This window comes from Nocardia otitidiscaviarum (assembly GCF_007362295.1).
In the GTDB taxonomy this organism is placed as follows: Bacteria; Actinomycetota; Actinomycetes; order Mycobacteriales; family Mycobacteriaceae; genus Nocardia; species Nocardia otitidiscaviarum.
This window is the reverse complement of the sequence record NZ_CP041695.1, coordinates 7,128,562-7,150,079: the sequence shown is the minus strand read 5'-3', so window position 1 is coordinate 7,150,079 and position 21,518 is coordinate 7,128,562. Positions and strand designations below refer to the sequence as shown.

Annotated in this window: 24 protein-coding genes; 13 read left to right on the top strand and 11 right to left on the bottom strand. The window is 68.6% G+C overall.

What is annotated here, in order from left to right:
- Positions 1-4: 4 nt before the first annotated feature.
- Entirely contained in the window at positions 5-415 is a 411-nt protein-coding gene (locus FOH10_RS32190; protein ID WP_143983467.1) for a RidA family protein, read from the bottom strand.
- A gap of 78 nt (positions 416-493) precedes the next feature.
- Between FOH10_RS32190 and FOH10_RS32185 the strand changes: the two genes are divergently transcribed.
- Positions 494-904 (top strand): winged helix-turn-helix transcriptional regulator, encoded by a 411-nt coding sequence (locus FOH10_RS32185; RefSeq protein ID WP_143983466.1) that lies wholly within the window; start codon positions 494-496, stop codon positions 902-904.
- 87 nt (positions 905-991) lie between these two features.
- Positions 992-1,339, top strand: a complete 348-nt coding sequence (locus tag FOH10_RS32180; RefSeq protein WP_143983465.1) for a DUF1330 domain-containing protein — start codon at positions 992-994, stop codon at positions 1,337-1,339.
- A 127-nt stretch (positions 1,340-1,466) separates the two neighbouring features.
- Here the strand turns inward: FOH10_RS32180 and FOH10_RS32175 are convergent, their stop codons facing one another.
- Positions 1,467-1,673, bottom strand: a complete 207-nt coding sequence (locus FOH10_RS32175) for a CsbD family protein (protein WP_029930211.1) — start codon at positions 1,671-1,673, stop codon at positions 1,467-1,469.
- A 166-nt stretch (positions 1,674-1,839) separates the two neighbouring features.
- On the opposite strand from FOH10_RS32175, the gene FOH10_RS32170 reads away from it, so the two are divergent.
- The 9 genes from FOH10_RS32170 (at position 1,840) to FOH10_RS32130 (ending at position 5,916) form a co-directional block, all read left to right on the top strand.
- Positions 1,840-2,406, top strand: coding sequence for an RNA polymerase sigma factor (locus FOH10_RS32170; protein ID WP_039818228.1), 567 nt, complete (start codon positions 1,840-1,842; stop codon positions 2,404-2,406).
- A complete protein-coding gene (locus FOH10_RS32165) occupies positions 2,397-2,990 on the top strand; it encodes an Asp23/Gls24 family envelope stress response protein (RefSeq protein WP_143983464.1) in 594 nt (197 codons plus the stop codon). Before FOH10_RS32170 ends, FOH10_RS32165 begins: the two co-directional genes overlap by 10 nt.
- Entirely contained in the window at positions 2,987-3,358 is a 372-nt protein-coding gene (locus FOH10_RS32160) for an Asp23/Gls24 family envelope stress response protein (RefSeq protein ID WP_143983463.1), read from the top strand. Before FOH10_RS32165 ends, FOH10_RS32160 begins: the two co-directional genes overlap by 4 nt.
- On the top strand, positions 3,355-3,672 hold the full coding sequence (locus FOH10_RS32155; RefSeq protein ID WP_143983462.1) for a hypothetical protein: 318 nt from the start codon (positions 3,355-3,357) through the stop codon (positions 3,670-3,672). The genes FOH10_RS32160 and FOH10_RS32155 overlap by 4 nt, the downstream gene beginning before the upstream one ends.
- Before the next feature lie 96 nt (positions 3,673-3,768).
- Positions 3,769-4,257, top strand: coding sequence for an Asp23/Gls24 family envelope stress response protein (locus tag FOH10_RS32150; RefSeq protein WP_143983461.1), 489 nt, complete (start codon positions 3,769-3,771; stop codon positions 4,255-4,257).
- A gap of 30 nt (positions 4,258-4,287) precedes the next feature.
- The gene (locus FOH10_RS32145; protein WP_029930217.1) at positions 4,288-4,476 is read left to right on the top strand and encodes a hypothetical protein; all 189 of its coding nucleotides are present in this window, start codon (positions 4,288-4,290) and stop codon (positions 4,474-4,476) included.
- Positions 4,473-4,814, top strand: a complete 342-nt coding sequence (locus FOH10_RS32140; RefSeq protein ID WP_143983460.1) for an Asp23/Gls24 family envelope stress response protein — start codon at positions 4,473-4,475, stop codon at positions 4,812-4,814. The genes FOH10_RS32145 and FOH10_RS32140 overlap by 4 nt, the downstream gene beginning before the upstream one ends.
- Positions 4,811-5,350, top strand: coding sequence for a DUF6286 domain-containing protein (locus FOH10_RS32135; RefSeq protein WP_143983459.1), 540 nt, complete (start codon positions 4,811-4,813; stop codon positions 5,348-5,350). The genes FOH10_RS32140 and FOH10_RS32135 overlap by 4 nt, the downstream gene beginning before the upstream one ends.
- Positions 5,347-5,916, top strand: a complete 570-nt coding sequence (locus FOH10_RS32130; protein WP_143983458.1) for an Asp23/Gls24 family envelope stress response protein — start codon at positions 5,347-5,349, stop codon at positions 5,914-5,916. Before FOH10_RS32135 ends, FOH10_RS32130 begins: the two co-directional genes overlap by 4 nt.
- Positions 5,917-5,979: 63 nt before the next feature.
- On the opposite strand, the gene rpoB is transcribed toward FOH10_RS32130, so the two are convergent.
- From rpoB to FOH10_RS32100, 6 genes are all read right to left on the bottom strand, one after another.
- Positions 5,980-9,486, bottom strand: a complete 3,507-nt coding sequence (gene rpoB, locus FOH10_RS32125) for a DNA-directed RNA polymerase subunit beta (protein WP_411157779.1) — start codon at positions 9,484-9,486, stop codon at positions 5,980-5,982.
- 111 nt (positions 9,487-9,597) lie between these two features.
- Positions 9,598-12,387: a DUF5682 family protein gene (locus tag FOH10_RS32120; protein ID WP_143983456.1), complete on the bottom strand. Its 2,790-nt coding sequence runs from the start codon at positions 12,385-12,387 to the stop codon at positions 9,598-9,600.
- The gene (locus tag FOH10_RS32115; protein WP_143983455.1) at positions 12,384-13,496 is read right to left on the bottom strand and encodes an ATP-binding protein; all 1,113 of its coding nucleotides are present in this window, start codon (positions 13,494-13,496) and stop codon (positions 12,384-12,386) included. Before FOH10_RS32115 ends, FOH10_RS32120 begins: the two co-directional genes overlap by 4 nt.
- Positions 13,497-13,505: 9 nt before the next feature.
- Entirely contained in the window at positions 13,506-14,831 is a 1,326-nt protein-coding gene (locus FOH10_RS32110; protein ID WP_143983454.1) for a vWA domain-containing protein, read from the bottom strand.
- A complete protein-coding gene (locus tag FOH10_RS32105) occupies positions 14,828-16,207 on the bottom strand; it encodes a hypothetical protein (protein ID WP_143983453.1) in 1,380 nt (459 codons plus the stop codon). Before FOH10_RS32105 ends, FOH10_RS32110 begins: the two co-directional genes overlap by 4 nt.
- Positions 16,207-16,671, bottom strand: a complete 465-nt coding sequence (locus FOH10_RS32100; protein WP_143983452.1) for a hypothetical protein — start codon at positions 16,669-16,671, stop codon at positions 16,207-16,209. The genes FOH10_RS32105 and FOH10_RS32100 overlap by 1 nt, the downstream gene beginning before the upstream one ends.
- A 152-nt stretch (positions 16,672-16,823) precedes the next feature.
- Here FOH10_RS32100 and FOH10_RS32095 point away from each other — a divergent pair, with 152 nt between their 5' ends.
- Entirely contained in the window at positions 16,824-17,441 is a 618-nt protein-coding gene (locus FOH10_RS32095) for a class I SAM-dependent methyltransferase (protein ID WP_143983451.1), read from the top strand.
- A gap of 46 nt (positions 17,442-17,487) precedes the next feature.
- Positions 17,488-19,047, top strand: coding sequence for a phytoene desaturase family protein (locus FOH10_RS32090; protein ID WP_143983450.1), 1,560 nt, complete (start codon positions 17,488-17,490; stop codon positions 19,045-19,047).
- Between the two features lie 91 nt (positions 19,048-19,138).
- Here FOH10_RS32090 and FOH10_RS32085 read toward each other — a convergent pair whose 3' ends face one another.
- The 3 genes from FOH10_RS32085 to FOH10_RS32075 form a co-directional block, all read right to left on the bottom strand.
- A complete protein-coding gene (locus FOH10_RS32085) occupies positions 19,139-20,059 on the bottom strand; it encodes a LysR family transcriptional regulator (protein ID WP_039807933.1) in 921 nt (306 codons plus the stop codon).
- A 107-nt stretch (positions 20,060-20,166) separates the two neighbouring features.
- Entirely contained in the window at positions 20,167-20,724 is a 558-nt protein-coding gene (locus FOH10_RS32080; protein WP_143983449.1) for a dihydrofolate reductase family protein, read from the bottom strand.
- Positions 20,725-20,844: 120 nt separating this feature from the next.
- Positions 20,845-21,435 (bottom strand): GDSL-type esterase/lipase family protein, encoded by a 591-nt coding sequence (locus tag FOH10_RS32075; protein WP_244961465.1) that lies wholly within the window; start codon positions 21,433-21,435, stop codon positions 20,845-20,847.
- Positions 21,436-21,518 lie beyond the last annotated feature (83 nt).

The window sequence follows — 21,518 nt, the reverse complement described above, 5'->3', positions numbered from 1 at the left end:
CGGCTCAGTCGAGTACGGCGTATGCCTCGACCTCGACGAGGACGTCGGGTTCGAAGAGGTAGTCGACGCCGATGGCCGAGACGGGCGGGAGTGGGCGGGGGATGGCGAGTTCGTCGGTGACGCGTTCGATGCCTGCGATGAAGTCGTCGTATTTGTCGGGGGTCCATGCGGTGACGAAGAAGCGGAGGCGGACCACGTCGGCGAAAGTAGCTCCGGCTCCGGCCAGGCCGCGGGCGGTGTTGCGCAGGGCCTGTACGAGCTGTCCGGTCAGGTCGCCGGGCGCTACCGGATTGCCGTCGGCGTCGCGGGCGATCTGGCCGGCGACGTGGATGTGGCGGGAGCCGGTGCTGATCGAAACATGGTGGTACGGAACGGGGGTGAACATGCCGGGCGGGGTGAGTAGCTGCACTGTCACTGGTGATCCCTTCACTGTCGGAGTCGGTATCCGATGTCTACCTGGTAGTCGGAGGGAACTTCAACGAGACTAGGTGTCATGCCGGAAACCTCCCCCGCCGACACCGACGCCCCGCAGCTCACCGCGCAGCACCGTGAGCTGCTCGATCAGATGCTGGACAAGTGGTCGCTGCAGATCATGGATGCGCTCTGTGGAAAGTCGCTGCGCTTCAACGAACTTCGCCGCGCCATCCCGGTGGTGACGCAGAAGTCGCTCACCACCGCCCTGCGCCGCCTGGAGCGCAACGGCATGGTCGAGCGCGTGGTGATCGGCACGCGGCCCGTCGCGGTCGAATACCGCATCACACCGCTGGGAAAGTCGTTGCAGGGCCTCATCGATGCCCTGCTGCACTGGGCGACCGTCACGCTGCCCGATGTGGAGCGCGCCCGTGCCCGCTTCGACGAGGAAGCGCGGACCGCGCACGAGCCGGCGGCCACCGCACGTCCGTAGGCCCGGCCATTACCCGACAGGTAATCGCTTCCGAGCGTTTCGCCGGGCACGATCGGTGGGACGAACCCGAACACCCGGAGGGATGCCATGTCCGCCTACGTGATTGCCCACCTGCGCGATGCCGCTCCGCATCCGGATATCGCCGAGTACATCGAGCGGCTGCCGGGGACCTTCGCGGAGTTCGGGGGGCGCTACCTCGTGCACATGAAGGAGCACGAGGTGAAGGAGGGGAGTTGGCCCGGGAACGTGGTGATGATCGGGTTCCCGGGCATCGAGGAGGCGCGGGCGTGGTGGGATTCGCCCGCGTATCGGGAGATCGCGCCGCTGCGGTCGCGGCATATCGAGGGGGACATCATCATGGTGGAGGGGGTGCCCGCGGACTACGCGCCGACCGCAGCGGTGCGAGCCATCCGGGAGAGCGTGGCGGGCCTGTAGCGTCCACGCCCCGGCCCCGGCATCCGCAGCCCCGGCCCGGGGATCCGCAGCCCCGTCCCCATAGAACCACAGGGCATCGAGCCCCGCCCGTTACGGGCGGGGCTCGGTGCCGTTCATGGGTCGCTGATTACTTCCCCAGCGCGCCCTTCACCTTGTCCACGACGTCGCCGACCGCGTCCTTGATGTCCTCGGCGGCGTCCTTCAGCCCGGCGGAGAGCTGGTCGGCCTTGCCCTCGCCGCGCAGTTCGTCGTCACCGGTCACGTCACCGGCGGCTTCCTTGGCCTTGCCGGTGAGGTCCTCGGCCTTGTTGCTGATCTTGTCACTCAGAGACATCGAAAACCTCCGTATCGAGTGTTTGTGCCCGGATTCAGGCACCGGTATGAGGACACTGGAGGCACGGGAACGTCACTCGGCTAACGATGAGACAACGGTCACGGATACTGGAGCGTGATGTTTTCGAGATAGCCGTGTCCTGATTGGTGAACGGTGAGGAGGCGTGGTGACCCCGACGGATGCGGCACATGCGGCAGAACTCGACGATGCCACCCTGGTGAGTCGGGCGCGGGACGGCGATGTTCGTGCATACGAACAGCTAGTCCTGCGCTATCAGGGGCCGATGTTCCGGTTGGCGGCGAAGATGCTGGCGGACCGGAGCGAGGCCGAGGATGTCGTGCAGGAGGTCTTCCTGACGGCGTGGCGACGGATCGGTCAGCTACACGACGATGCCGCGTTCGCGGGGTGGCTGTATCGGGCGACCACGAACCGGTGCCTGAATGTGCTGCGGGCCCGCCAGCCCGCGGCGGACGTGGATCCGGACAGCACCGTGTCGCCGCGTCACGACATCCGACCCGAGCACGCGGTGCAGGTGAACAGCCAATTGGAGGCGCTGACGGCAGCCCTGCAGCAACTCACCCCGGAGCAGCGGGCGTGCTGGCTGCTGCGGGAGGTGCACGGCCGCTCGTACGAGGAGATCGGCGACATCGTCGGTGCGAACGTCACGGCGGTACGCGGGCGCATCGCCCGGGCCCGGGTGCAATTGGCGGAGGTGATGAAGGCATGGCGATGACGGATGTAACCGATACCGACGAGGACTATCTGCTGCCCTGTGGGCGCGGCATGGAACAGGTGTGGCGGCGGCTCGACGCCGTGCAGTCGGGCAACGCGGACGCGCACGAGGCGCGCTGCGCGGACTGCCGGGCGGCGCGGGAGAGTCTGCTGGCACTGCGCGAGGCCACCCAGGAGCTGATCGACGAACCGGAGCCGACGCCGCCGGACCTGTTCGGCCGCATCATGTTCGCGGTGCGCGCCGAGGTGCGGCGCGGGCAGACGCTGGAGCTGCCCACCGAACTGCCGGGCACGGTGGAGGTGAGCGAGCAGGCGGTCGCCGTGGTGATCCGCTACGCCGCCGACAGCGTTCCGGGGGTGCGGGCGCGCCGCTGCCGGATGCGCAGTGTCGGCACCGGACCCGACGGCGCGAATATCGTGCGGGTGACGCTGTCCATCGCGGTGCGCATGCGTGGCGGCAGCCTGGAGGGCATCGTGCCGCTCGTGCGCCAGCGGGTGGCGGCCGCCGTCTCGGCGCGCGCGGGCCTGCTGCTCGGCCGCCTGGATGTCACCGTCGACGACGTCTACCAGGAACGAGACCGATGACGGTGGACGCGGAACTCGTCGTCTCGGACGCGGTGGTGGCCGCGGTGGCCGCGCGCGCCGCCGCGTCGGTGCCGGGTGTGGCACGGCTCGAGCCCGGCCTGCGCGGTCTGGTGGTGGGCTGGGCGCGCCTGGGCAAGCAGCTGCTGATCGGCCAGGAGTCGGCGGCCTCGGAGGGGGTGCGCGTGCAGCGCACGGCCACCGGCGGTCTCGCCGTCCAGGTGGACCTGTCCCTGGGAGCCGAAAGCCGTGCCGCGACCGTGGGTGCGGCGGTACAGCGGGCGGTGATCGACACCGTCCGGGAGCAGACCGGAGTCACCGTCGACGAGGTGTCGGTGACCATTCTCGATATCGAACCGGGGGCGCTGTGACCGCTGCGGCGGAATTGCTGGAAGCGATCGTCGAGGCGATCGAGGCGACGGACGGGTTGCGCCCCGTCGCGCCGTTCGGTCTCGACGCGGTGACCTGGCTGCCCCGCGGCGGCCGGGCGTATGCGGTCGATCTGACGAAGGAGGTCGTCGAAATCCGGGTGGCGGCAACCGCTTTGCCGCTGCGCCCGCTGGTGGAGCGACTGTCCACCGCGGTGCGGACGCTGTTGCGGGACACCGCCTGGGCCGAGGCGGCTATCCGCGTGGTGGTCGCCGAACTCGACGCCGCGGCCTTCGGCGACGACACAGTTACCTAGATCACGGACAGCGGGCGTGAGCTTGTCGCACTCCCGGTGTCGAACCAGTACGGACACGTTGTTCCGCTGCACTACAACCAAATTCAGGAGGAAGACATGACCGGAACCAGCACCGAGAAGTCGACCGGCAAGACCGCCGCCGACGGCCAGGACACGGCCGTGCGCAACAAGGCGGCGAATGATGATGCGCTGGTGACCGATCAGGGCACCACCACCATCGGCGACATCGTGGTGCAGAAGATCGCCGGACTCGCCGCCCGCGAGGTGCGCGGCGTCCACGCCCTCGGCGGCGGTGCGGCCCGCGCGTTCGGCGCGATCCGGGACCGCATTCCGGGCGCGTCGGCCAGTGTGGGCCAGGGTGTTTCGGTGGAGGTCGGTGAGAAGCAGGCCGCCGTCGATCTGGAGCTGGTGGTCGAATACGGCGTTTCCATCGCGGAGCTGGCGCGTGCGGTGCGCCGCAATGTCATCACCGCCATCGAGCAGATGACCGGCCTCGAGGTCGTCGAGGTGAATATCAACGTCAACGACGTCTACATTCCCGGCGACGACGATGACGAGGCACCCGCATCCAATCGCGTGCAGTAATCCCATCCGCCCGCAGCTGAGGAGACGCACATGAACGCCACGACGATCAGTCTCGCCGTCGGTATCGCGCTCGGATTCGCCATGGCCTTCGGCGGATTCGGCGCGTTCGCCATCGTGTTGGTGTTCGCCGGGCTGGGCCTGCTGGTCGGCCGCTGGCTCGACGGCGCGATCGATCTAGCCGGCCTGATCCGGTCGGCACAGGATCGGAGCCGGCGGTGACCGCCGCGGTCACGGTCGAACTGCCCGGCACCACCACCGTTTCCGAACGGGCCGTGCGCCGGCTGGCGGCGCATGCGGCCACCGAGGTGGACGGGGTGGGGTCGCAGGTCGGCGTGGACGCCGATGTCACCTCCGATGCCGCCGCCCTGCGGGTGCGCCTGCCGGTGCGGTATCCGCTGCCGGTGGCCCGGATCGCCGAGTCCTGCCGCACGCACTTGATCGCGCGGGTCGGTGAACTCGCGGGTCTGACGGTCACCGGCGTGGATATCGAGATCTCCGCCATGGAGCTGGAACCCGCCGCTCCCGCTACCGAGTCGGCGCGCCGGAGGGTGCGGTGATCCGGCGGCCGCGGCGGGTGGGCACGGCGGTGGTGGTGGCGCTGGCGCTGCTGGCGCTGGCGGTGGCCGTCATCGTGTCGCTCGTCCAGCGGCTCACGGGCAGTAGGGAGTTCGTCTCCTACGACAGCGTCGCCACCCGACTGCACGACACCGAGTGGGGTGACGTCGTGGTGCTCGCCGCGGGTGCGACGGTCGCGGTGATCGGGCTGCTGCTCATCGCCCTGGCCGCGATTCCCGGCCGCGCGGTGGTGCTGCCACTGCGCACCGTGGACGGCAGCGACGCCGGCATCGAGCGCCGCAGCCTGCGCACGGCGCTGCACCGTTCCGCCGCCGGGGTGCAGGGGATCGAGAAGGCGCGGGTTCGGGTGCGCGGCAAGGGGGTGCGGGTCTCCGCGGCCTCGGATCGCGTGGATATCAGCGAGTTGCCCGATACCGTGCACGCGGCCCTGGCCGACACGCTCGATCGCATTGCTCCGCGGCATCCCACGCGGGTGCGCGCCCGGTTGCGTCCCGCCCGGACCGGAGGTTCCCGATGATCACCGTCAACCGCCCGGCTCGCCTCAACCGATCGCTCATCGCCCTGGTCGGCGTGCTGCTACTGGCCGCGGGCGGCTATCTGATCGCGGCCCAGCGCGGCTGGGTGGGCTGGGTGGATCGCTCGCAGCCGCTCACCCCCGGCGCCGCCGAACCGCCCACCTGGGTGTTCTACGCGGTCATCGCGGGTGCGGCGGTGCTGGCGCTGCTGTGTCTGCGCTGGCTGAGCGTGCAGTTGTTCCGCCTGCCGTCAGCGGTGACCTGGCAACTGGCGGAGGCGAAGTCGGCCGGGCGGACCACGCTGTCCTCGGCCACGGCGGCGCGCGCGGTGGCGGCCGATATCGAATCCTTCGACACCGTGGCTTCGGCCGCCGCGTGGCTGTCCGGACCGGGCCGGGCGCCGGAGCTGCACCTGGTGGTCACCGCCACGCCGGAGGCCGACCTCACCGAGTTGCGGCGGCGCATCCTCGGCGAGGCCGTGGCCCGGCTGCGGGAGGCGCTGGAGGTGGGCGTGATTCCGGTGACCATGGAACTGCGCCTGTCCGACGACGAGACCCGCGTGCGCTGACATCGACCGCTCGCATCGGGGTGATGGTGGGCCGCGCAACGGATTCCGTGCGCGGCCCACCGCTCAGCCCGGCAGGTCGCTGATCGAGGCCGACTCGTTGCGCGACAGCGTGATGCCGAGATTGGCCGCGGTACGGTCGATGTCGTCGTCGTCCTTGGAGTGCATCTCGATGGCGGCGCCGTCGGAGGACAGCACCTCCACGTTCAGGCACAGCGACTGGAGTTCCTTGAGCAACACCTTGAACGATTCCGGCACGCCGGGTTCGGGGACGTTGTCGCCCTTGACGATCGCCTCGTAGACCTTCACGCGGCCGACCACGTCGTCGGACTTGATGGTGAGCAGTTCCTGCAGCGTGTAGGCCGCGCCGTAGGCCTGCATGGCCCAACATTCCATTTCACCGAAGCGCTGACCACCGAACTGCGCCTTACCACCGAGGGGCTGCTGGGTGATCATCGAGTACGGGCCGGTCGAACGCGCGTGGATCTTGTCGTCGACCAGGTGGTGCAGCTTCAGGATGTACATGTAGCCCACGGCCACCGGATACGGGAACGGCTCACCGGAGCGGCCGTCGAACAGGGTCGCCTTGCCATCCGGACCGACCACGGCGTCGCCGTCGCGGTTGGGTCGGGTGGAGGCGAGCAGTCCGGCGAGTTCGTCCTCGCGCACGCCGTCGAAGACCGGTGTGGCGAGTTTGGTGCCCGGGTCCGCCGACAGCAGTTCCTCGGGCAGGCGGTGTGCCCAGTCGGGCCGGGTGCCGTCGACGGCCTGAATGTTCCAGCCCGCCTTGCCCACCCAGCCGAGATGCGTCTCGAAGATCTGACCGATGTTCATCCGGCGGGGCACACCGTGGGTGTTGAGGATGATGTCCACCGGAGTGCCGTCCGGCAGGAACGGCATATCCTCCACCGGCAGGATCTTGCCGATCACACCCTTGTTGCCGTGACGGCCGGCGAGCTTGTCACCGTCCTGGATCTTGCGCTTCTGCGCCACATACACCCGCACCAACTCGTTGACGCCCGGGGGCAGATCGTCGTCGTCATCACGGGAGAACACCCGCACACCGATGACCTTGCCCGACTCACCGTGCGGCACCTTCAACGACGTGTCACGCACCTCGCGCGCCTTCTCACCGAAGATCGCGCGCAGCAACCGCTCCTCCGGCGTCAACTCGGTCTCACCCTTCGGCGTCACCTTGCCCACCAGAATGTCACCGTCACGCACCTCGGCACCGATGCGCACGATGCCCCGCTCGTCCAGGTCGGCGAGGACCTCGTCGGAGACGTTCGGGATATCGCGGGTGATCTCCTCGGCACCGAGCTTGGTGTCACGCGCGTCGATCTCGTGCTCCTCGATATGAATCGAGGTCAGCACGTCCTCCTCCACGAGACGCTGCGACAGGATGATCGCGTCCTCGTAGTTGTGGCCCTCCCACGGCATGATCGCCACGAGCAGGTTCTTGCCCAGGGCCATCTCACCGTTCTCGGTGCACGGCCCGTCGGCGAGCACATGCCCGGCCTCCACCCGCTGCCCCTCGTCCACGATCGGACGCTGATTCGCGCAGGTACCCTGATTCGAGCGCTCGAACTTGCGCAGCCGGTAGCTGCGGCGAGTGCCGTCATCGTGCATGACGGTGATGAAATCGGCGGAAACCTCCTCCACCACACCGGTTTTCTCGGCGAGGATGACATCACCGGAATCGACCGCCGCCCGCGCCTCCATCCCGGTGCCCACGAGCGGGGCCTCGGACCGCAGCAGCGGCACCGCCTGCTTCTGCATGTTCGCGCCCATGAGGGCGCGGTTGGCGTCGTCGTGCTCGAGGAACGGGATCATGGCGGTCGCCACCGACACCATCTGGCGCGGCGAGACATCCATGTAGTCGACCTCGGCGGTATCGACGAGTTCGACCTCGGAGTTCTTGCGCCGCACCGCGACTCGTCCGGCGAGGAAGCGCCCGGACGCGTCGAGCCGTTCATTGGCCTGCGCGACGACGTGCAGATCCTCCTGGTCGGCGGTCAGATAGTCGACCTCGTCGGTGACGATGCCGTCGACGACCTTGCGGTACGGCGTCTCGACGAATCCGAACGGATTGATCCGCGCGTACACCGAGAGATAGCCCATCAGACCGATATTGGGGCCTTCGGGCGTCTCGATCGGGCACATCCGGCCGTAGTGGCTGTAGTGCACGTCGCGGACCTCGAGGCTGGCGCGGTCGCGGGACAGGCCACCCGGTCCCAGCGCGGAGAGCCGACGCTTGTGGGTCAGGCTGGCGAGCGGGTTGCGGTGATCCAGGAACTGCGACATCTGCGAGGTGCCGAAGAATTCCCGGAGCCCGGCCACGACGGGTCGGATATTGATCAGCGACTGCGGTGTGATGGCCTCGACGTCCTGGGTGGTCATGCGCTCGCGCACCACACGTTCCATGCGGGACAGGCCGACACGGAACTGGTTCTGGATCAGCTCGCCGACCGTGCGCAGGCGACGGTTGCCGAAGTGGTCGATATCGTCGACCTCGACCGGCACCTCCACGCCGCCCGGTCCGGTCATGACCTGCTCGCCCCGGTGCAGGCGCAGCAGATATTCGATGATCGCGGCGATATCGGCCTCGGTGAGCACTCCCGGGCGCTCGGCCGCGTCGGCGCCGGTGCCGATGCCGAGTTTCTTGTCCACCTTGTAGCGGCCGACGCGAGCCAGGTCGTAGCGCTTCTCCCGGAAGAAGAGGTTCTCCAGCAGGTTCTGCGCGGACTCCTTGGTCGGCGGCTCGCCCGGACGCAGCTTGCGGTGGATGTCGAGCAGTGCCTCATCCGTGCCCGGTGTGCCGTCCTTGGCCAGCGAGGTCATCATGATCTCGGAGAAGCCGAACCGCTCCTCGATCCGCTCGCCGGTCCATCCGAGCGCCTTGAGCAGCACGGTCACCGGCTGCCGCCGCTTGCGGTCGATGCGCACGCCGACGGTGTCGCGCTTGTCCACGTCGAACTCCAGCCACGCACCGCGCGACGGGATGACCCGGACGCTGTGCAGCGTCTTCTCGCTGGCCTTGTCGATGGTCTCGTCGAAGTAGACGCCGGGTGAGCGGACCAGCTGTGAGATGACGACGCGCTCGGTGCCGTTGATGACGAACGTGCCCTGGTCGGTCATCAACGGGAAATCGCCCATGAACACCGTCTGGGACTTGATCTCCCCGGTGCTGTTGTTCATGAACTCCGCGGTCACGAACAGCGGCGCCGCGTAGGTCATATCCTTGTCTTTGCATTCCTCGACGGAGGTCTTGATCTCCTCGAAGCGCGGCTCGGAGAGCGTCAGCGACATTGTCGCGGCGAAGTCCTCGATCGGGCTGATCTCCTCGAGCACCTCCGCTAAACCACTCGTGACCAGCCACTCGAACGAATCGGTCTGGATACCCAACAGGTCCGGAACCGCCAGCGGCTCACGGATTTCGGCGAACGATACTCGACTCGACATTACATCCCCACAGTCGTTCGGATTTCGAGATCTGGACGGTTCTTCCCCGGAAACGAAGTCCAAAATTACACCCGAAAACGACTTATGTCGAGGGCACGAACAAATAGACATCCGAATTATCGGCGTCTTCCCATTTCAATATTTACAGGGGCGGCGGCGATTCGTCAAGTAATCGGCGAGGATTCGCCGGGGCCCGGTCGGTGGACCGGACCCCGGACGGGATCAGTCGATGCCGAGGTTCGCGGCCAGTGCCGTCGCCGTCGCCGGATACCGGTCGAGCAGGTCGGCGACCGCGGTGTCGGCGGCCGCGGGTGGATCCTGCCAGACCGGATCGTGGCCGAACAGCACCGCCAACGCGTCGCACGCGGCCGGATGCGCGGCGAGCAGGTCGGTGGCGGGGCCGCGAGGTGCCGAGGTCAGCGGCGCGTTCGGTGTGGCCGCCGTCTCGGACCACGGCGGCACCCAGCCGTCCACCGCGGGTAGCGCGCCCGGGAAGGTGCGGCCCGCCTCCCGGACCAGCGCCGGCATCACCTCGCCCACCTGTTTGCGCAGCGTGGTGATGAGTGTGGGCAGCCACGGCAGCAGCACCCGATCGGGCAGTCGACCGAAGGCTTTCGACAGCAGTTCCACCACGAAGGGTTGCAGCGCCGGGGCCGGATCGATGGCGTGCACGAAACCGGTGAGGTAGCGCGGGAACGACGGCAGCACCAGCGGATTGACCAGCATGTCGTCGCAGCGCTCGCGCAGTTCGGCCAGCGGGAGCAGCCCGAGTTGGAACCGCGCCGCCCACAGCAGCGCCACCTTGTCGGGGGCCTCCGGATGGGATTGCAGTACGGCCAGTTCCAGCTGGGTGTGGTCACAACCCAGCGACAGGGCGAGGCTTTCCATGCCGAACAGGAAGCCGAGCATGGCCGCCACCTGACCCGCACCGGTGTCGTCGGCGGCGAAGGCCGTCGGCAACAGCGTGCAGTAGTGCGCGTAACCCGCGGTCACGAAACGCTCGCACCACTCCGGCATCCCCGCTCCGGACGAGCGGAAGTGATTGAGCAGCAGTCGGATTCGGCGCAACACGGCGGGCGCGTCGTCCACCGTGCGTTCGGCGGCGAGCAGTTCCACCGCGCGCGAGCCTATCTCGTCGGCCAACCGCGCCGAGCCCAGATACACCAGGGCGTCCTCGACAGCGGCCAAGGCGGCCGCCGCCGTGGCGTCGGGGTCGTCGACCGCCCGGCGCAGGCGCTGTTCGAAGACCTGCTCGACGGTGACGCCCTCGTAGCCGAGTTCCACCAGGGAGCGCTGATACTTGCCGAGCCCCAGATCCCAGCTCTCCTGCACAGCCTGCTCGCCCAGACCGCGCGAGCCCATGATGGGCCGGACGGCGTCGGCGGGAATCAGCTTGCGCAGCAGCCACAGCAGATCCGAGCACGGCCGCAGGTGCGGGTCGGCGCGCAGGTCCAGCAGTGCCCGTTGCAGGGTGCGCTTGGACAGGTCCAGCCCCAGGGGCGCGAGCCGATCGAGCACGTCGCGGGCCAGCGGCGGCAGCGCCGAATAGCCGACCTGCCCGATCCGATCCCCGCCGAGCAGGATCTCGCACAGCCGCCGCACATCGCGGCGGCCCGGCACGGTGTCCTTCTCGATACAGGTGATGGCGGCGTCCTGGAAGTCGTACGGCGTCGGACGCGTCCGATTGCGCAGGCCCGCCAGGAGAATGGCGTGTTCGAAGATGGCGATGGCGTCGGCGGTGCTGGCCAGGTAACCATTGCGGCGAGCCAGCCGGACGATATCGACCGACCACTCCAGCAGTTCGGATTCGTCCAGCGGGTCCAGGGCCGGTGCGCTGGTCAGGAAGCCGGACAGGTGATCCGCCACGGCCGCGGCCGGTGTCGCGACGGGCAGCGCCTTCTTCGCGGCGCGACCCCGCGACCCCGGTTGCCCCGCCAGCCGGAACGCCTGCGTCTTGGCGCGCCGCAAACCCTTCGCCCAGGTGGCGGCGGCGATGGAGACCGCGCCGCCGGCCAGCCCGAACTGCTCCTCGATGGCCGAGTGGCTGGAGGGAATGAGCCCGTAATGCCAGGTGGTGGCCGTGCGCGGGGAGATCTCGTACGGCGCGGTGGAATCCAATCCGAACTGCTCCACCCGACTGGCAGCATGGGCCGCGCCGCAGATGTACAGGGCGCGTTCGGGATCGGCACCGGTGGCGGCGAGGTGTTCACGCATGCGCGTCCACATGTACCGCTCGCGGTTCTCGTCCACCTCGGTACTGCCGCGCCGCAAGCGCCGGAACAGGCTGCCGATCATCACCATGACCTGCCGGTAGGTGTCGTAGTCGGCGTCGGCGAGGGGCTGTTCGACGTACTGGTCCCACCACTCCGACCAGTGCCGCACCTTGCCGTGGTGCAGCAGGTACTGCTCCAGCTCGGCGAAACGCGGCCGCATATCGCCGATGTCGATGCCGACGGCTTCGCCGTGCAAGCCGTTGTCGGACTCCGGGGTGTCGGCGTCCGCCGTGGCCTCGTCCTCGGTCGGCGACCATTGGAAAACGTGATCGGTGGAGCGGTCCACCAGCACCAGTTCGACGCCCGGAGTGTCGAGCGCATACGCGATCGCCTGATATTCGGCCGACGATTCGGTAATGGGGGCGACGATCGAGAGCGGAGCCCAGGAGGCCGGGAAACCGTCGACCGCACTGGCGAACGCCTGCAATGCCACCGGCAGCCGACAGTTGCGCAGCTCGTCCAGCAGCGGCCGCAGATCCTCGCACAGCTCCATGTAGATGACGGTGGGCTGCTTCTCACGCAGGCGACGCACCATGGCCAGTCCGGAGGCGGGCGAATGGTGGCAGACCGGGAAGATCTCCAGCCGCTCCGACAGCGCCCGATCGACATCGTCGACCATGCCCGCGAGAATGTCGCCCGCCGCACCGGGATCACCGGCGAACGCGGCGGCCGCGTCCGCCAGCTGCTCCCGCAGCGCACCGAACACCGAAGTCGCCGAACGGGTTTCGGAGGTGGTCACGACAGCCTCGCGATCGCCGCCCGGCCGCCCTCGAGAAACTCGCCCCAGGCCCCGCCCTGATCCTTGCTGCGCGGCTCGACCACGCCGTGCAGGTACTTGTTCAGAATGGCGAGATCCTCCGGCACACGCCGCGCCAGCGAACCGACCAGGGAACCGGCGAGGGTTTCGGCGCGCAGTTCCCGCTCGCCGAAGAACTGGCTGTGCAGAATCGCGTCCTCGAGTACGCCGATCTGCTCGGCGGTCGACAGCGCCGATTCCAGCTTGTCGTCATCGCTGGTGGCCGCCGCGGCGGCGGCGCGCAGATCGGCGAAGCTCTCCAGCAGAATATCCAGCAGCGTCGGCGGCAGTTCCAGCTCGATCCGGTGGCGGCGCAGCAGTTCCTGGGTGCGGAACCGCACGATCTCGGCCTCGCTGCGCTTGTTCGACACCACCGGGATGCGCACGAAATTGAAGCGCCGCTTGAGCGCCGAGGACAGATCGTTCACACCGCGGTCACGGCTGTTGGCGGTGGCGATGATGGAGAACCCGGGCTGGGCGAACACCACATTGTCGTCGTCGAGTTCGGGAATGGAGACGTACTTCTCCGACAGGATGGAGATGAGCGCGTCCTGCACATCGCTGGTGGAACGGGTCAGCTCCTCGAACCGGCCGATCACGCCCTGCTCCATGGCGGTCATGATCGGCGAGGGGATCATGGATTCCCGCGACTGGCCCTTGGCGATGACCATGGAGATATTCCACGAGTATTTGATGTGGTCCTCGGTGGTGCCCGCGGTGCCCTGCACCACCAGGGTGGAGTTGCGGCTGATGGCCGCGGACAGCAGTTCGGCCAGCCAGCTCTTGCCGGTACCCGGATCGCCGATGAGCAGCAGGCCACGATCGGAGGCCAGGGTGACGATGCTGCGTTCGACGAAACCGCGGTCGCCGAACCACTTCTGCTCGACGGTGCGATCCAGGCCGTCGGCGCGTTCGGAGCCGAGAATGAACAGCCGCACCATTTTCGGGCTCAGCCGCCAGGCGAAGGGCTTGGGACCGTCGTCGATGGACTCCAGCCAATCGAGCTCCTCGGCGTACTTGACTTCGGCGGGAGCGCGCAGGACGTCGGACATGATGGTCTCCTAGTCGAGAAAGTTCTTGAGTTCGTTGACGAGTTTTTGAATGCGTCCCGAAATCACCGGGGTACCGAGGGTTTTGAATCGTTCGCGGAACCACGGGTTGACGCTCTGCTGGCCGGAACTGTTGACCGAACCCACCGGGATGAGCTTCACCCCGGAGCGGTGCACCGCCGCCATGGCATCGAACAGCGGTTGCGACCGGTCGAACTCGTAGAAATCCGAAATCCACACCAGCACGGTGTTCTTCGGATCGGTGATCTTGGGCTGCGCCATGGCCATGGCGACCGGGCCGTCGTTGCCGCCGCCGAGATTGGTGCGCAGCAGCACCTCGAACGGATCGTGCACCCACGGCGTGAGATCCAGCGCCCGGGTGTCGTAGGCGATCAGGTGCACGTCCACCTTGGGCAGACCCGCGAAGATGGAGGCCAGAATGGTGCAGTTGACCATGGAATCGGTCATCGAGCCCGACTGGTCGACCACCACGATCATGCGGGCGGGCACGGTGCGTTTGGCCGTCTGCCGGTAGAACAGCCGGTCCACGTAGAGGCGCTCGTCGCGCGGGTTCCAGTTGGGCAGGTTCTTCCAGATGGTGCGGTCGATATCCAGATTGCGCAGGATGCGCTTGGGCGGCACCGACCGGTCGACGGTGCCCGCGCTGCTCTGCCGCACCTGGGTGCGCAGCACCTCCGCGACCTCGTCCACGTAGCGCCGGATCAGGGCCTTGGCATTGGCCAGCGCGACACCGGACAGATTGTGCTTGTCCCGCAACAGCTGTTCGACCAGCGACATGCTCGGGGTGAGCTGGGCGGCCAGCTTCGGGTCGGCCAGCACCTCGCGCAGCCGCATCCGGGAGACCAGATCGCCCTCCAGTTCGGCGAGCACGCCGCGCACCTCCCCGGCGCGCTGTTCGCCGAGACCGCGGCGCAGCCAGTTGGCGTCGCTCTGCCAGCCGGACAGCTGATCGGCGCTCACCGCACCGCAGCCGGTGGCGAAGATGTTCAGCAGGAGCTTGGATACCAGCGCGGCGGTGCGCACATCGGTGCCGCCGATCGCCGCCGGCTCCTCGGTATCGGTCTCGGTTTCGGTGACGGTTTCGGCCGCGGCGCGCTCGGTCGTGAGATCGAGTGCCGCGAATTCCGCGGCGAGCTCCGGAAAGCGTTGGACGACGGTGTCTATGGAGACACCGGGATCGAGGACCGCCAGAGGCAGCCCGATATCCTCGACGATGCTCGCGCTCGCGGATTCCAGGGTGGGCTGGGGATCGCCCCCGAAGACGCCCGACAGCAGCCGCCAGTACAGGATCTGGCGGCGGGTCTCATGATCGGTCATTTCCGCAGCAACCGTCCCGCCCGCTCGCGCAGCACCAGCACCGCGTCACCCGATTTCGCCTGCGCCTTGGCCACCTTGGGGTCGGTGGGGCCGCAGGCCCAGTCCCCGTTGTGCAGGGCGACGACGGTGGACTTGATCTTGCGCCGCACCGCCAGCGGACGCAGGGTCCAGCATCCGGCATCCCAGCGCAGCAGGCCGATGCAGGCGAAGGAGCCCGATACCGCGGCCGGGGTGAGCGGCCCGCTCGACGGCAGCCGATCCAGTTCGAGCGACAACCGCAGGCCGTCCAATTCCAGTGCGCCGTCCTTGATTCGGTAGCCCTCGAGCAGAACCGGTTCGGCGATGTGCACCGGATCGCGGTCCAGCGGAGCGGCGATGGCGCCGACCGCGTCGGCCAGCCGCACGGACGCGGTGGCGAAGGGATCGGCCGGTTCACCGACGGCGGCCCGGTCGTCGTGCCACACCAGGTCGCCGCTCGCGCCGAGCGGCATATCGGTGAGCTCGAGCGCGCGGTGTTCGGCCAGCGCGGTGAGCAGGTGCGGATGTGCGCCCAGCAGTTGCCAGACCGCCGGTCCCACAATGGTGTCCACCTTGGCGGCCGCCACACTCACCCGCACCGTGCGCGACGGAGCGCCCGGGGTCTCCAGGATGGCGTGTAGCTGCACCTGCACGGCGGTGCCGTGCTCGTGCACATCCACGCCGAGCGGCAGCAGTCGACCCGAAACAGACTCCGGCACAGTGGCAATCCCTGGGCGCCAGGTCAGTAGCAGGGCGCGAGTCCACAGGTCGGCCCAGCGCCGCGCGGGCAGGACGTCCATGGTCGCGACGGGGGCCGAGGCGCTCAGCTCGGCGGTGAGCCCGTCGAGCAGGACGGCCAGGCGGCACTGACTCGGTTCGGCGAGCAGGCCCTCCACCATGCGATCGGCCGCCGACACCAGGTCGTGGTCCACGCCGCGCCAGCCCGCGATGGCGACCTCGCCCAGCCAGGAGCGGCAGCCGACGGCCAGGGGATGCGGATCGGCGGCGGCCACCGCGGGCTGCACCCAGTCGGCCCGGGTGCGTCCCAGGGCGGTATCGAGCCGGTCCAGCAGGGCGTCGTGCACGGCACCGAGCAGCGCGGCGCGCGCCGCCGCCAGGGCGGACAGCTGATCCTGACCGATCGATCCGGTGCTCGTCTCGGCGACGGCCGCGGCCACCGGAACCGCCAGCGGCGATCCGGCCACCGCGCCCGCCAATCCCTGGAGCGCCATGGTCTGCCGGTCGTCCACGCGGGCGAAACCGTTCACCAGTGCGGTGTCGAATCCGGCCACCACCTCCTGGGCGGCCGCTATGTCCTCGGGCGACGCGCCCAGCAGTTCTTCCCAGCGCACCGACATCAGCGGCTCACCCCCGCCGCCGGAAACCACTGGAGTTCGGGAATCGGCGAATTGCTGCCCGGCAGTTCCAGATACGACAGATGCCGCAGGAACCGGCTGAAGACCGTGGCCGCCGGGGCCGGATCGCGAGTCCCGTCGAGCGCGTCGGCCAGCCGTGCCCCCTCGGGCACCTCCACCCGCAGGTAGCGGGCGACGCGCTGCTGTCCGTACTGGAGCACCGCCTCGGCGATGAGCGCGTCCAGGTGTTTGCAGGTCCAGTTCCCGGACAGGCCGCCGCAGGGCCGATTGTTGTTCGTACTGCAACTGAATCCGTGCGTCCCGGCCGTCACCGACGCCACGTACACCCGGGCGATATCGGAACCGCTGGACACCACACCCTGTAGCCGCCCCTCCGCCAGTTCGACGAACGGCACCTTCGCCAGCTTGCGCGGCGCGACGGCGGGCAGCACCCGCACAATCGACATGCTTGCCGAATTTTCTTGTGCGGCTTCATCATTCGAATTCGAGACCATCACTTTGCCTCCCACTTGGTCGCGATGGGCATGAAGCTATGCCATGCCACCGACAGGTTCCCGGCGGGGCGTTCGCGGGTCCGGCACTGGCTACAGTCGGGTCCATGGCGGATGACGAGATGCTGGTGGTCGGGACGGCGTACGACCGGGTCGCGGAACTGTACGCGGCCACGTTCGAACACGCACTGCGGGATATGCCCTTCGACCGGGCCCTGCTGGGCGTGTTCGCGGAACTGGCATCGGATCCGGTCCTCGATCTGGGCTGCGGCCCCGGGCGGCTCACCGGCCATCTGCGCGATCTCGGCCTGGACGTCTCCGGTGTCGACCTCTCGCCGGAGATGATCCGGCTGGCCCGCGCCGCCCACCCCGACCTCCGCTTCGAGGCGGGCTCCATGGAGGCCCTCGACCTACCCGACGCGTCCCTGGGCGGCATTCTCGCCTGGTATTCGACAATCCACACCCACCCGCGGCGGCTGCCACTCGCATTCGCCGAGATCGCGCGGGTGCTCCGCCCGGATGGTGTTGTGCTCCTGGGGTTTCAGGCCACCGAACGCGGATACGAGGCGTACGACCACAGGGTCACCACCGCCTACCGCTGGGCCCCGGACGCCCTCGCCAAGCTGCTGGTCCCGCACGGCCTGCACACCGTCTTCCGGATGGTCCGCGAACCCCAGGAGAACGAACGCGGCGCACAGGGCTGCCTGCTGGCGGTGCGGCGCTGACCGTGGCCTACCGGTGATTGTCGGTGTGCGCTTCTAGAGTCGACGCATGAACGACAGCAGCTCTCCGGTCCGGGGTCGGTACGATGTCGTCATCGTCGGGGGCGGCCACAACGGCCTCGTCGCGGCGGGTTATCTGGCGCGGGCGGGGCGGTCGGTGCTGGTGCTGGAACGGCAGGCGCACACCGGTGGCGCGGCCGTGTCGGAGCGGGTGTTCGCCGGGGTGAACGCGCGGCTGTCGCGGTTCTCGTATCTGGTGAGCCTGTTGCCCGCGAAGATCGTTCGGGATCTCGGCCTGCGGTTCGAGACGCGCAAGCGGCGGATCTCGTCGTATACGCCGGTGGGGGACGGCGGGCTGCTCGTGGACGGGGGATCGGCGGCGGCCACGCGGGCGAGTTTCGCCCGGGTCACCGGATCGGAACGGGAATTCGACGCCTGGCGGCGGTTCTACGCGGAGACCGGGGAGCTGGCGCGGCGGGTGTTCCCGACGTTCACCGAACAACTGCCGACACGGACGGAGCTACGCGGCATCGTGGCCGACGACGCGATGTGGGAGGCGCTCTTCGAGCGGCCGCTCGGCGAACTCGTGGAGCGGACCTTCACCGACGATACGGTGCGCGGGGTGGTGCTCACCGATGCGCTGATCGGGACTTTCAGCCACGCGCACGACCGGTCGCTGGCGCAGAACCGGTGCTTTCTGTACCACGTGATCGGTGGCGGGACCGGGGATTGGGATGTGCCGGTCGGCGGCATGGGCGCCTTGACCGACGCGCTCGACACGGTCGCACGGACGGCGGGTGCGGAGATCCTCACCGGCCGCGCCGTGACCGGGATCGATACCGACGGCCGCACCGCCGAGGTGCGGTTCGACGGCGGCGCGGTGGGAGCCGACCGCGTGCTGGTCAATGCCGCACCGTATGAGCTGGGGCGACTGCTGGGCGAGCCGCGCGCCAAACCCGAAGGCGCGCAGCTGAAGATCAATATGCTGCTACGGCGGCTACCGGCGCTGCGGGATCCGGCGGTCGATCCACGCGACGCCTTCGCGGGCACATTCCATGTGGGGGAGGCGGCCACGCAACTGGAACGCGCCCATCGGGAGGCGGCGGCCGGTCGGCTGCCCACGGAGCCGCCCTCGGAGATCTACTGCCATACGCTCACCGATCCGTCGATCCTGTCACCCGATCTGGCCGCGCAGGGGATGCACACTTTGACCCTGTTCGGATTGCACACGCCCGCACGGCTTTTCGACAAGGATCCGGAGGGCGCTAAGTCCGAGCTGGTGGCCGCCACCCTCGCGCGACTGGATTCGGTACTGGCGGAGCCCATTCGCGACTGTCTCGCCCTGGACGCGGACGGCCGCCCCTGCCTGGAGGCCAAGTCACCGCTCGACCTGGAGCACGAGATCGGGATGCCCGGCGGGCACATCTTCCACGGTGATCTGGAATTCCCCTATCGCGCCGACGATTCCGACGACAGCCCGGCGACGCGCTGGGGTGTGGCCACCGAGTACCGCAATATCCACCTGTGCGGTGCGGGCGCGGTGCGCGGTGGCGGGGTCAGCGGTATCGGCGGCCACAACGCGGCCATGGCGGTACTCGACGATCGCTGACCGCGACGCCGATGATTCGGCCCGCGGCACACCGATTCGCCCGCGCCACCGATTCGGCCGAAACACCGAATCGGCCGCAATACCGCTTCGGCTACGACGGACGGCGATAGCCGTCGGCGGACTGGCCGATCACATCGGAGCAGCAGCGGATGAAATACCGCACCACGGGATCGGTTTCGGAGGCGTCCGGCCACACCACCGCGACCCGGGTCGGCCCGATGCCGTGCACCGGCCGGAACACCACCCCGGGCCGGGCGTGGGTGTGCGAGGTGGACGCGGGGGTGAAGCTGACCCCGTAGCCGCTCGCGATGGCGGTCAGCCACTCGTCGGTATTGCGGGCGATGGCCCCGACGATGGCGGTATCGCGGGGCCGGGCGTCCAACCCCATCCAGTAGTCGCGCCACCACCCGGTATCCGCGGGTGAGGCCACGTAGGGCTCGTCCCACAGCTCCCGGAAGGCGATGTCCTCGCGCTCGGCCAGCGGATGGTCCTCCGGCAGCGCGATCCAGCGGGGTTCGGTGAACAGTTCCCGGACGTGGTACTCGTCCTGCCCGGGGAACGGCAGCCGCAGGATGGCGACGTCGACGTCGCCGTCGTCGAGTCCGGCGGTCGGATCGGTCCACCCGCCCTGACGCAGATCGACCTCCCAGTCCGGATGCAGCCGGTGGAAGACCCGGATGATCTCGGGAATGTGCCCGTCGGCGGCGCTGGGCACCGCGCCGAGGCGCAGCACGCAGGCGGTGCGGCTGGCGTCGCTCTTGGTCTCGCGCAGAATGCGGTCCCACCCGGCCAGTAATCCCGGCACCTGTTTTGCCAGCACCTTGCCCGGCGCGGTGAGCGTCATCCCCGCCCGGGACCGGATGAACAGTTCCACTCCCAGCTGGTTTTCCAGCTGTTTTATCTGTGTGGCCAGCGCGGGCTGCGCGACATGCAGTCGCTGCGCGGCCCGCGCCAAATTCTCGGTTTCCGCGACCGCCATGAAGTAACGCAGCAGTCGCGTATCGATGTCCACGCCACAAGGTTACGAACGCATGTACCCGTAGGCATATCCCGGCGTCCGCCGCAGCGGCCGGAGTTCGTGATGCTATTCGCGATTCCGGCGCTGTCGCGGTGCCTGATTCACCCGAAACTGGGGCGGGTGACGGTGAGAGCGCCGACCCGGTAGGTGGACAGGATGACGCCGTTGTCGAGCGCGGTGGTCTCGACCGCCTCCAGGGTGGCCTCGGCATCGACATCGGCCCACAGTCGGTCGCCCTTGCCGAGCAGCACGGGGTAGACGACCAGGCGGTATTCGTCCACCAGACCGTTCGCCTCGAGGAAGTGGACCAGCTTGGAGCTACCGAAGACCAGCAGATTCTGCTCGGCGCGCAGCTTGGCGATGGAGTCGGCCAGATCGCCCTCGATGCGGTGCCCGTTCCATTCCAGGTCGGACCGGGAACTCGCCACATGCTTGGGCATGGCGTTCATCTTGTCCTTGTACTCACCCTCCTCCGGGTGGTTCGGCCAGGCCGCGGCGAACGCCTCGTGCGTGACGCGCCCGAGCAGCAGCGCGTCGGCCTCCCGCATTTCGGCGCTCTTGTAGTCGGCGATGTCGTCGTTCCAGAACGGCACGGTCCAGGCCGGATTCTCGATAACGCCGTCCAGCGAAACGAATTCGGCGACAACGATCTTGCCCATGATTTTTCTCACTCTCGGTGTGGGTTCTTCCGCCTCAGCATGGCCGAGCGGGCTCGAACATGCAGACGGAAAGACCCGCGAAAACTCATCGGCGCCCGCCGCCGGAGATTCGCCCGCGGGCTAGGAACCCGGGTCGGTGAGCCACCGCAGCCAGTGCGGGGCCAGCAGTTCGGCGAATTCGTCGTATCCGGCCGCACCCGGATGCGCCCCGTCCCCGGCGGCGACCTCCGCCATCCACACCCGGTTGTCCCGCAGGGGTTGATGCGCCCGCACGTACGGGACGCCGACCGCGTCGCAGTGCGCCGCGAAGCGCTCGTCCAGGGCGGCGATGCGGTCGGTGTGCGCGGCATCGGCGATGGGCGGCGGCGCGACCACCAGGACGGGCCACTCCCGGGCGCGCGCGACCTCCAGCACGACCGCCAGATTCGCCACCGATTCGTCGAGCGGGACACGTGGCCGCCCGTGCTCGTGCATGGTGTCGTTCACGCCGGTCGACAGCACCAGGCGGCCGTCGCAGCCCGTCGGTAGCCGCGGTTCGCATTCGGTGAGCCAGCGGGCGCGCAACTGGGTGGAGGTCTCCCGGCGCACGCCGAGGTTGTAGTAGGTGAGCGGTTGCCCGGCCGCGATGGCCCGCACCGCCAGGCGGCCCGCCCAGCCCAGGCAGCGTTGGTCGCCGACCCCCGCGACGAACGATTCACCGACGAAACACACGCGAAGATCCTCGAGCACGCCGACGATACTTCCAGGTGCGCCTGGAGGTTGCTCGGGCGTATCGGAAGCATCGGGGCGGACAC

Coding starts and splice junctions, on each gene's coding strand:
- FOH10_RS32185 (WP_143983466.1), top strand. CDS start 494: ATGCCGGAAACCTCCCCCGCCGACACCGACGCCCCGCAGCTCACCGCG.
- FOH10_RS32180 (WP_143983465.1), top strand. CDS start 992: ATGTCCGCCTACGTGATTGCCCACCTGCGCGATGCCGCTCCGCATCCG.
- FOH10_RS32175 (WP_029930211.1), bottom strand. CDS start 1,673: ATGTCTCTGAGTGACAAGATCAGCAACAAGGCCGAGGACCTCACCGGC.
- FOH10_RS32165 (WP_143983464.1), top strand. CDS start 2,397: ATGGCGATGACGGATGTAACCGATACCGACGAGGACTATCTGCTGCCC.
- FOH10_RS32160 (WP_143983463.1), top strand. CDS start 2,987: ATGACGGTGGACGCGGAACTCGTCGTCTCGGACGCGGTGGTGGCCGCG.
- FOH10_RS32150 (WP_143983461.1), top strand. CDS start 3,769: ATGACCGGAACCAGCACCGAGAAGTCGACCGGCAAGACCGCCGCCGAC.
- FOH10_RS32145 (WP_029930217.1), top strand. CDS start 4,288: ATGAACGCCACGACGATCAGTCTCGCCGTCGGTATCGCGCTCGGATTC.
- FOH10_RS32130 (WP_143983458.1), top strand. CDS start 5,347: ATGATCACCGTCAACCGCCCGGCTCGCCTCAACCGATCGCTCATCGCC.
- rpoB (WP_411157779.1), bottom strand. CDS start 9,486: ATGTCTATTTGTTCGTGCCCTCGACATAAGTCGTTTTCGGGTGTAATT.
- FOH10_RS32115 (WP_143983455.1), bottom strand. CDS start 13,496: ATGTCCGACGTCCTGCGCGCTCCCGCCGAAGTCAAGTACGCCGAGGAG.
- FOH10_RS32110 (WP_143983454.1), bottom strand. CDS start 14,831: ATGACCGATCATGAGACCCGCCGCCAGATCCTGTACTGGCGGCTGCTG.
- FOH10_RS32105 (WP_143983453.1), bottom strand. CDS start 16,207: ATGTCGGTGCGCTGGGAAGAACTGCTGGGCGCGTCGCCCGAGGACATA.
- FOH10_RS32100 (WP_143983452.1), bottom strand. CDS start 16,671: ATGTCGATTGTGCGGGTGCTGCCCGCCGTCGCGCCGCGCAAGCTGGCG.
- FOH10_RS32095 (WP_143983451.1), top strand. CDS start 16,824: ATGGCGGATGACGAGATGCTGGTGGTCGGGACGGCGTACGACCGGGTC.
- FOH10_RS32090 (WP_143983450.1), top strand. CDS start 17,488: ATGAACGACAGCAGCTCTCCGGTCCGGGGTCGGTACGATGTCGTCATC.
- FOH10_RS32080 (WP_143983449.1), bottom strand. CDS start 20,724: ATGGGCAAGATCGTTGTCGCCGAATTCGTTTCGCTGGACGGCGTTATC.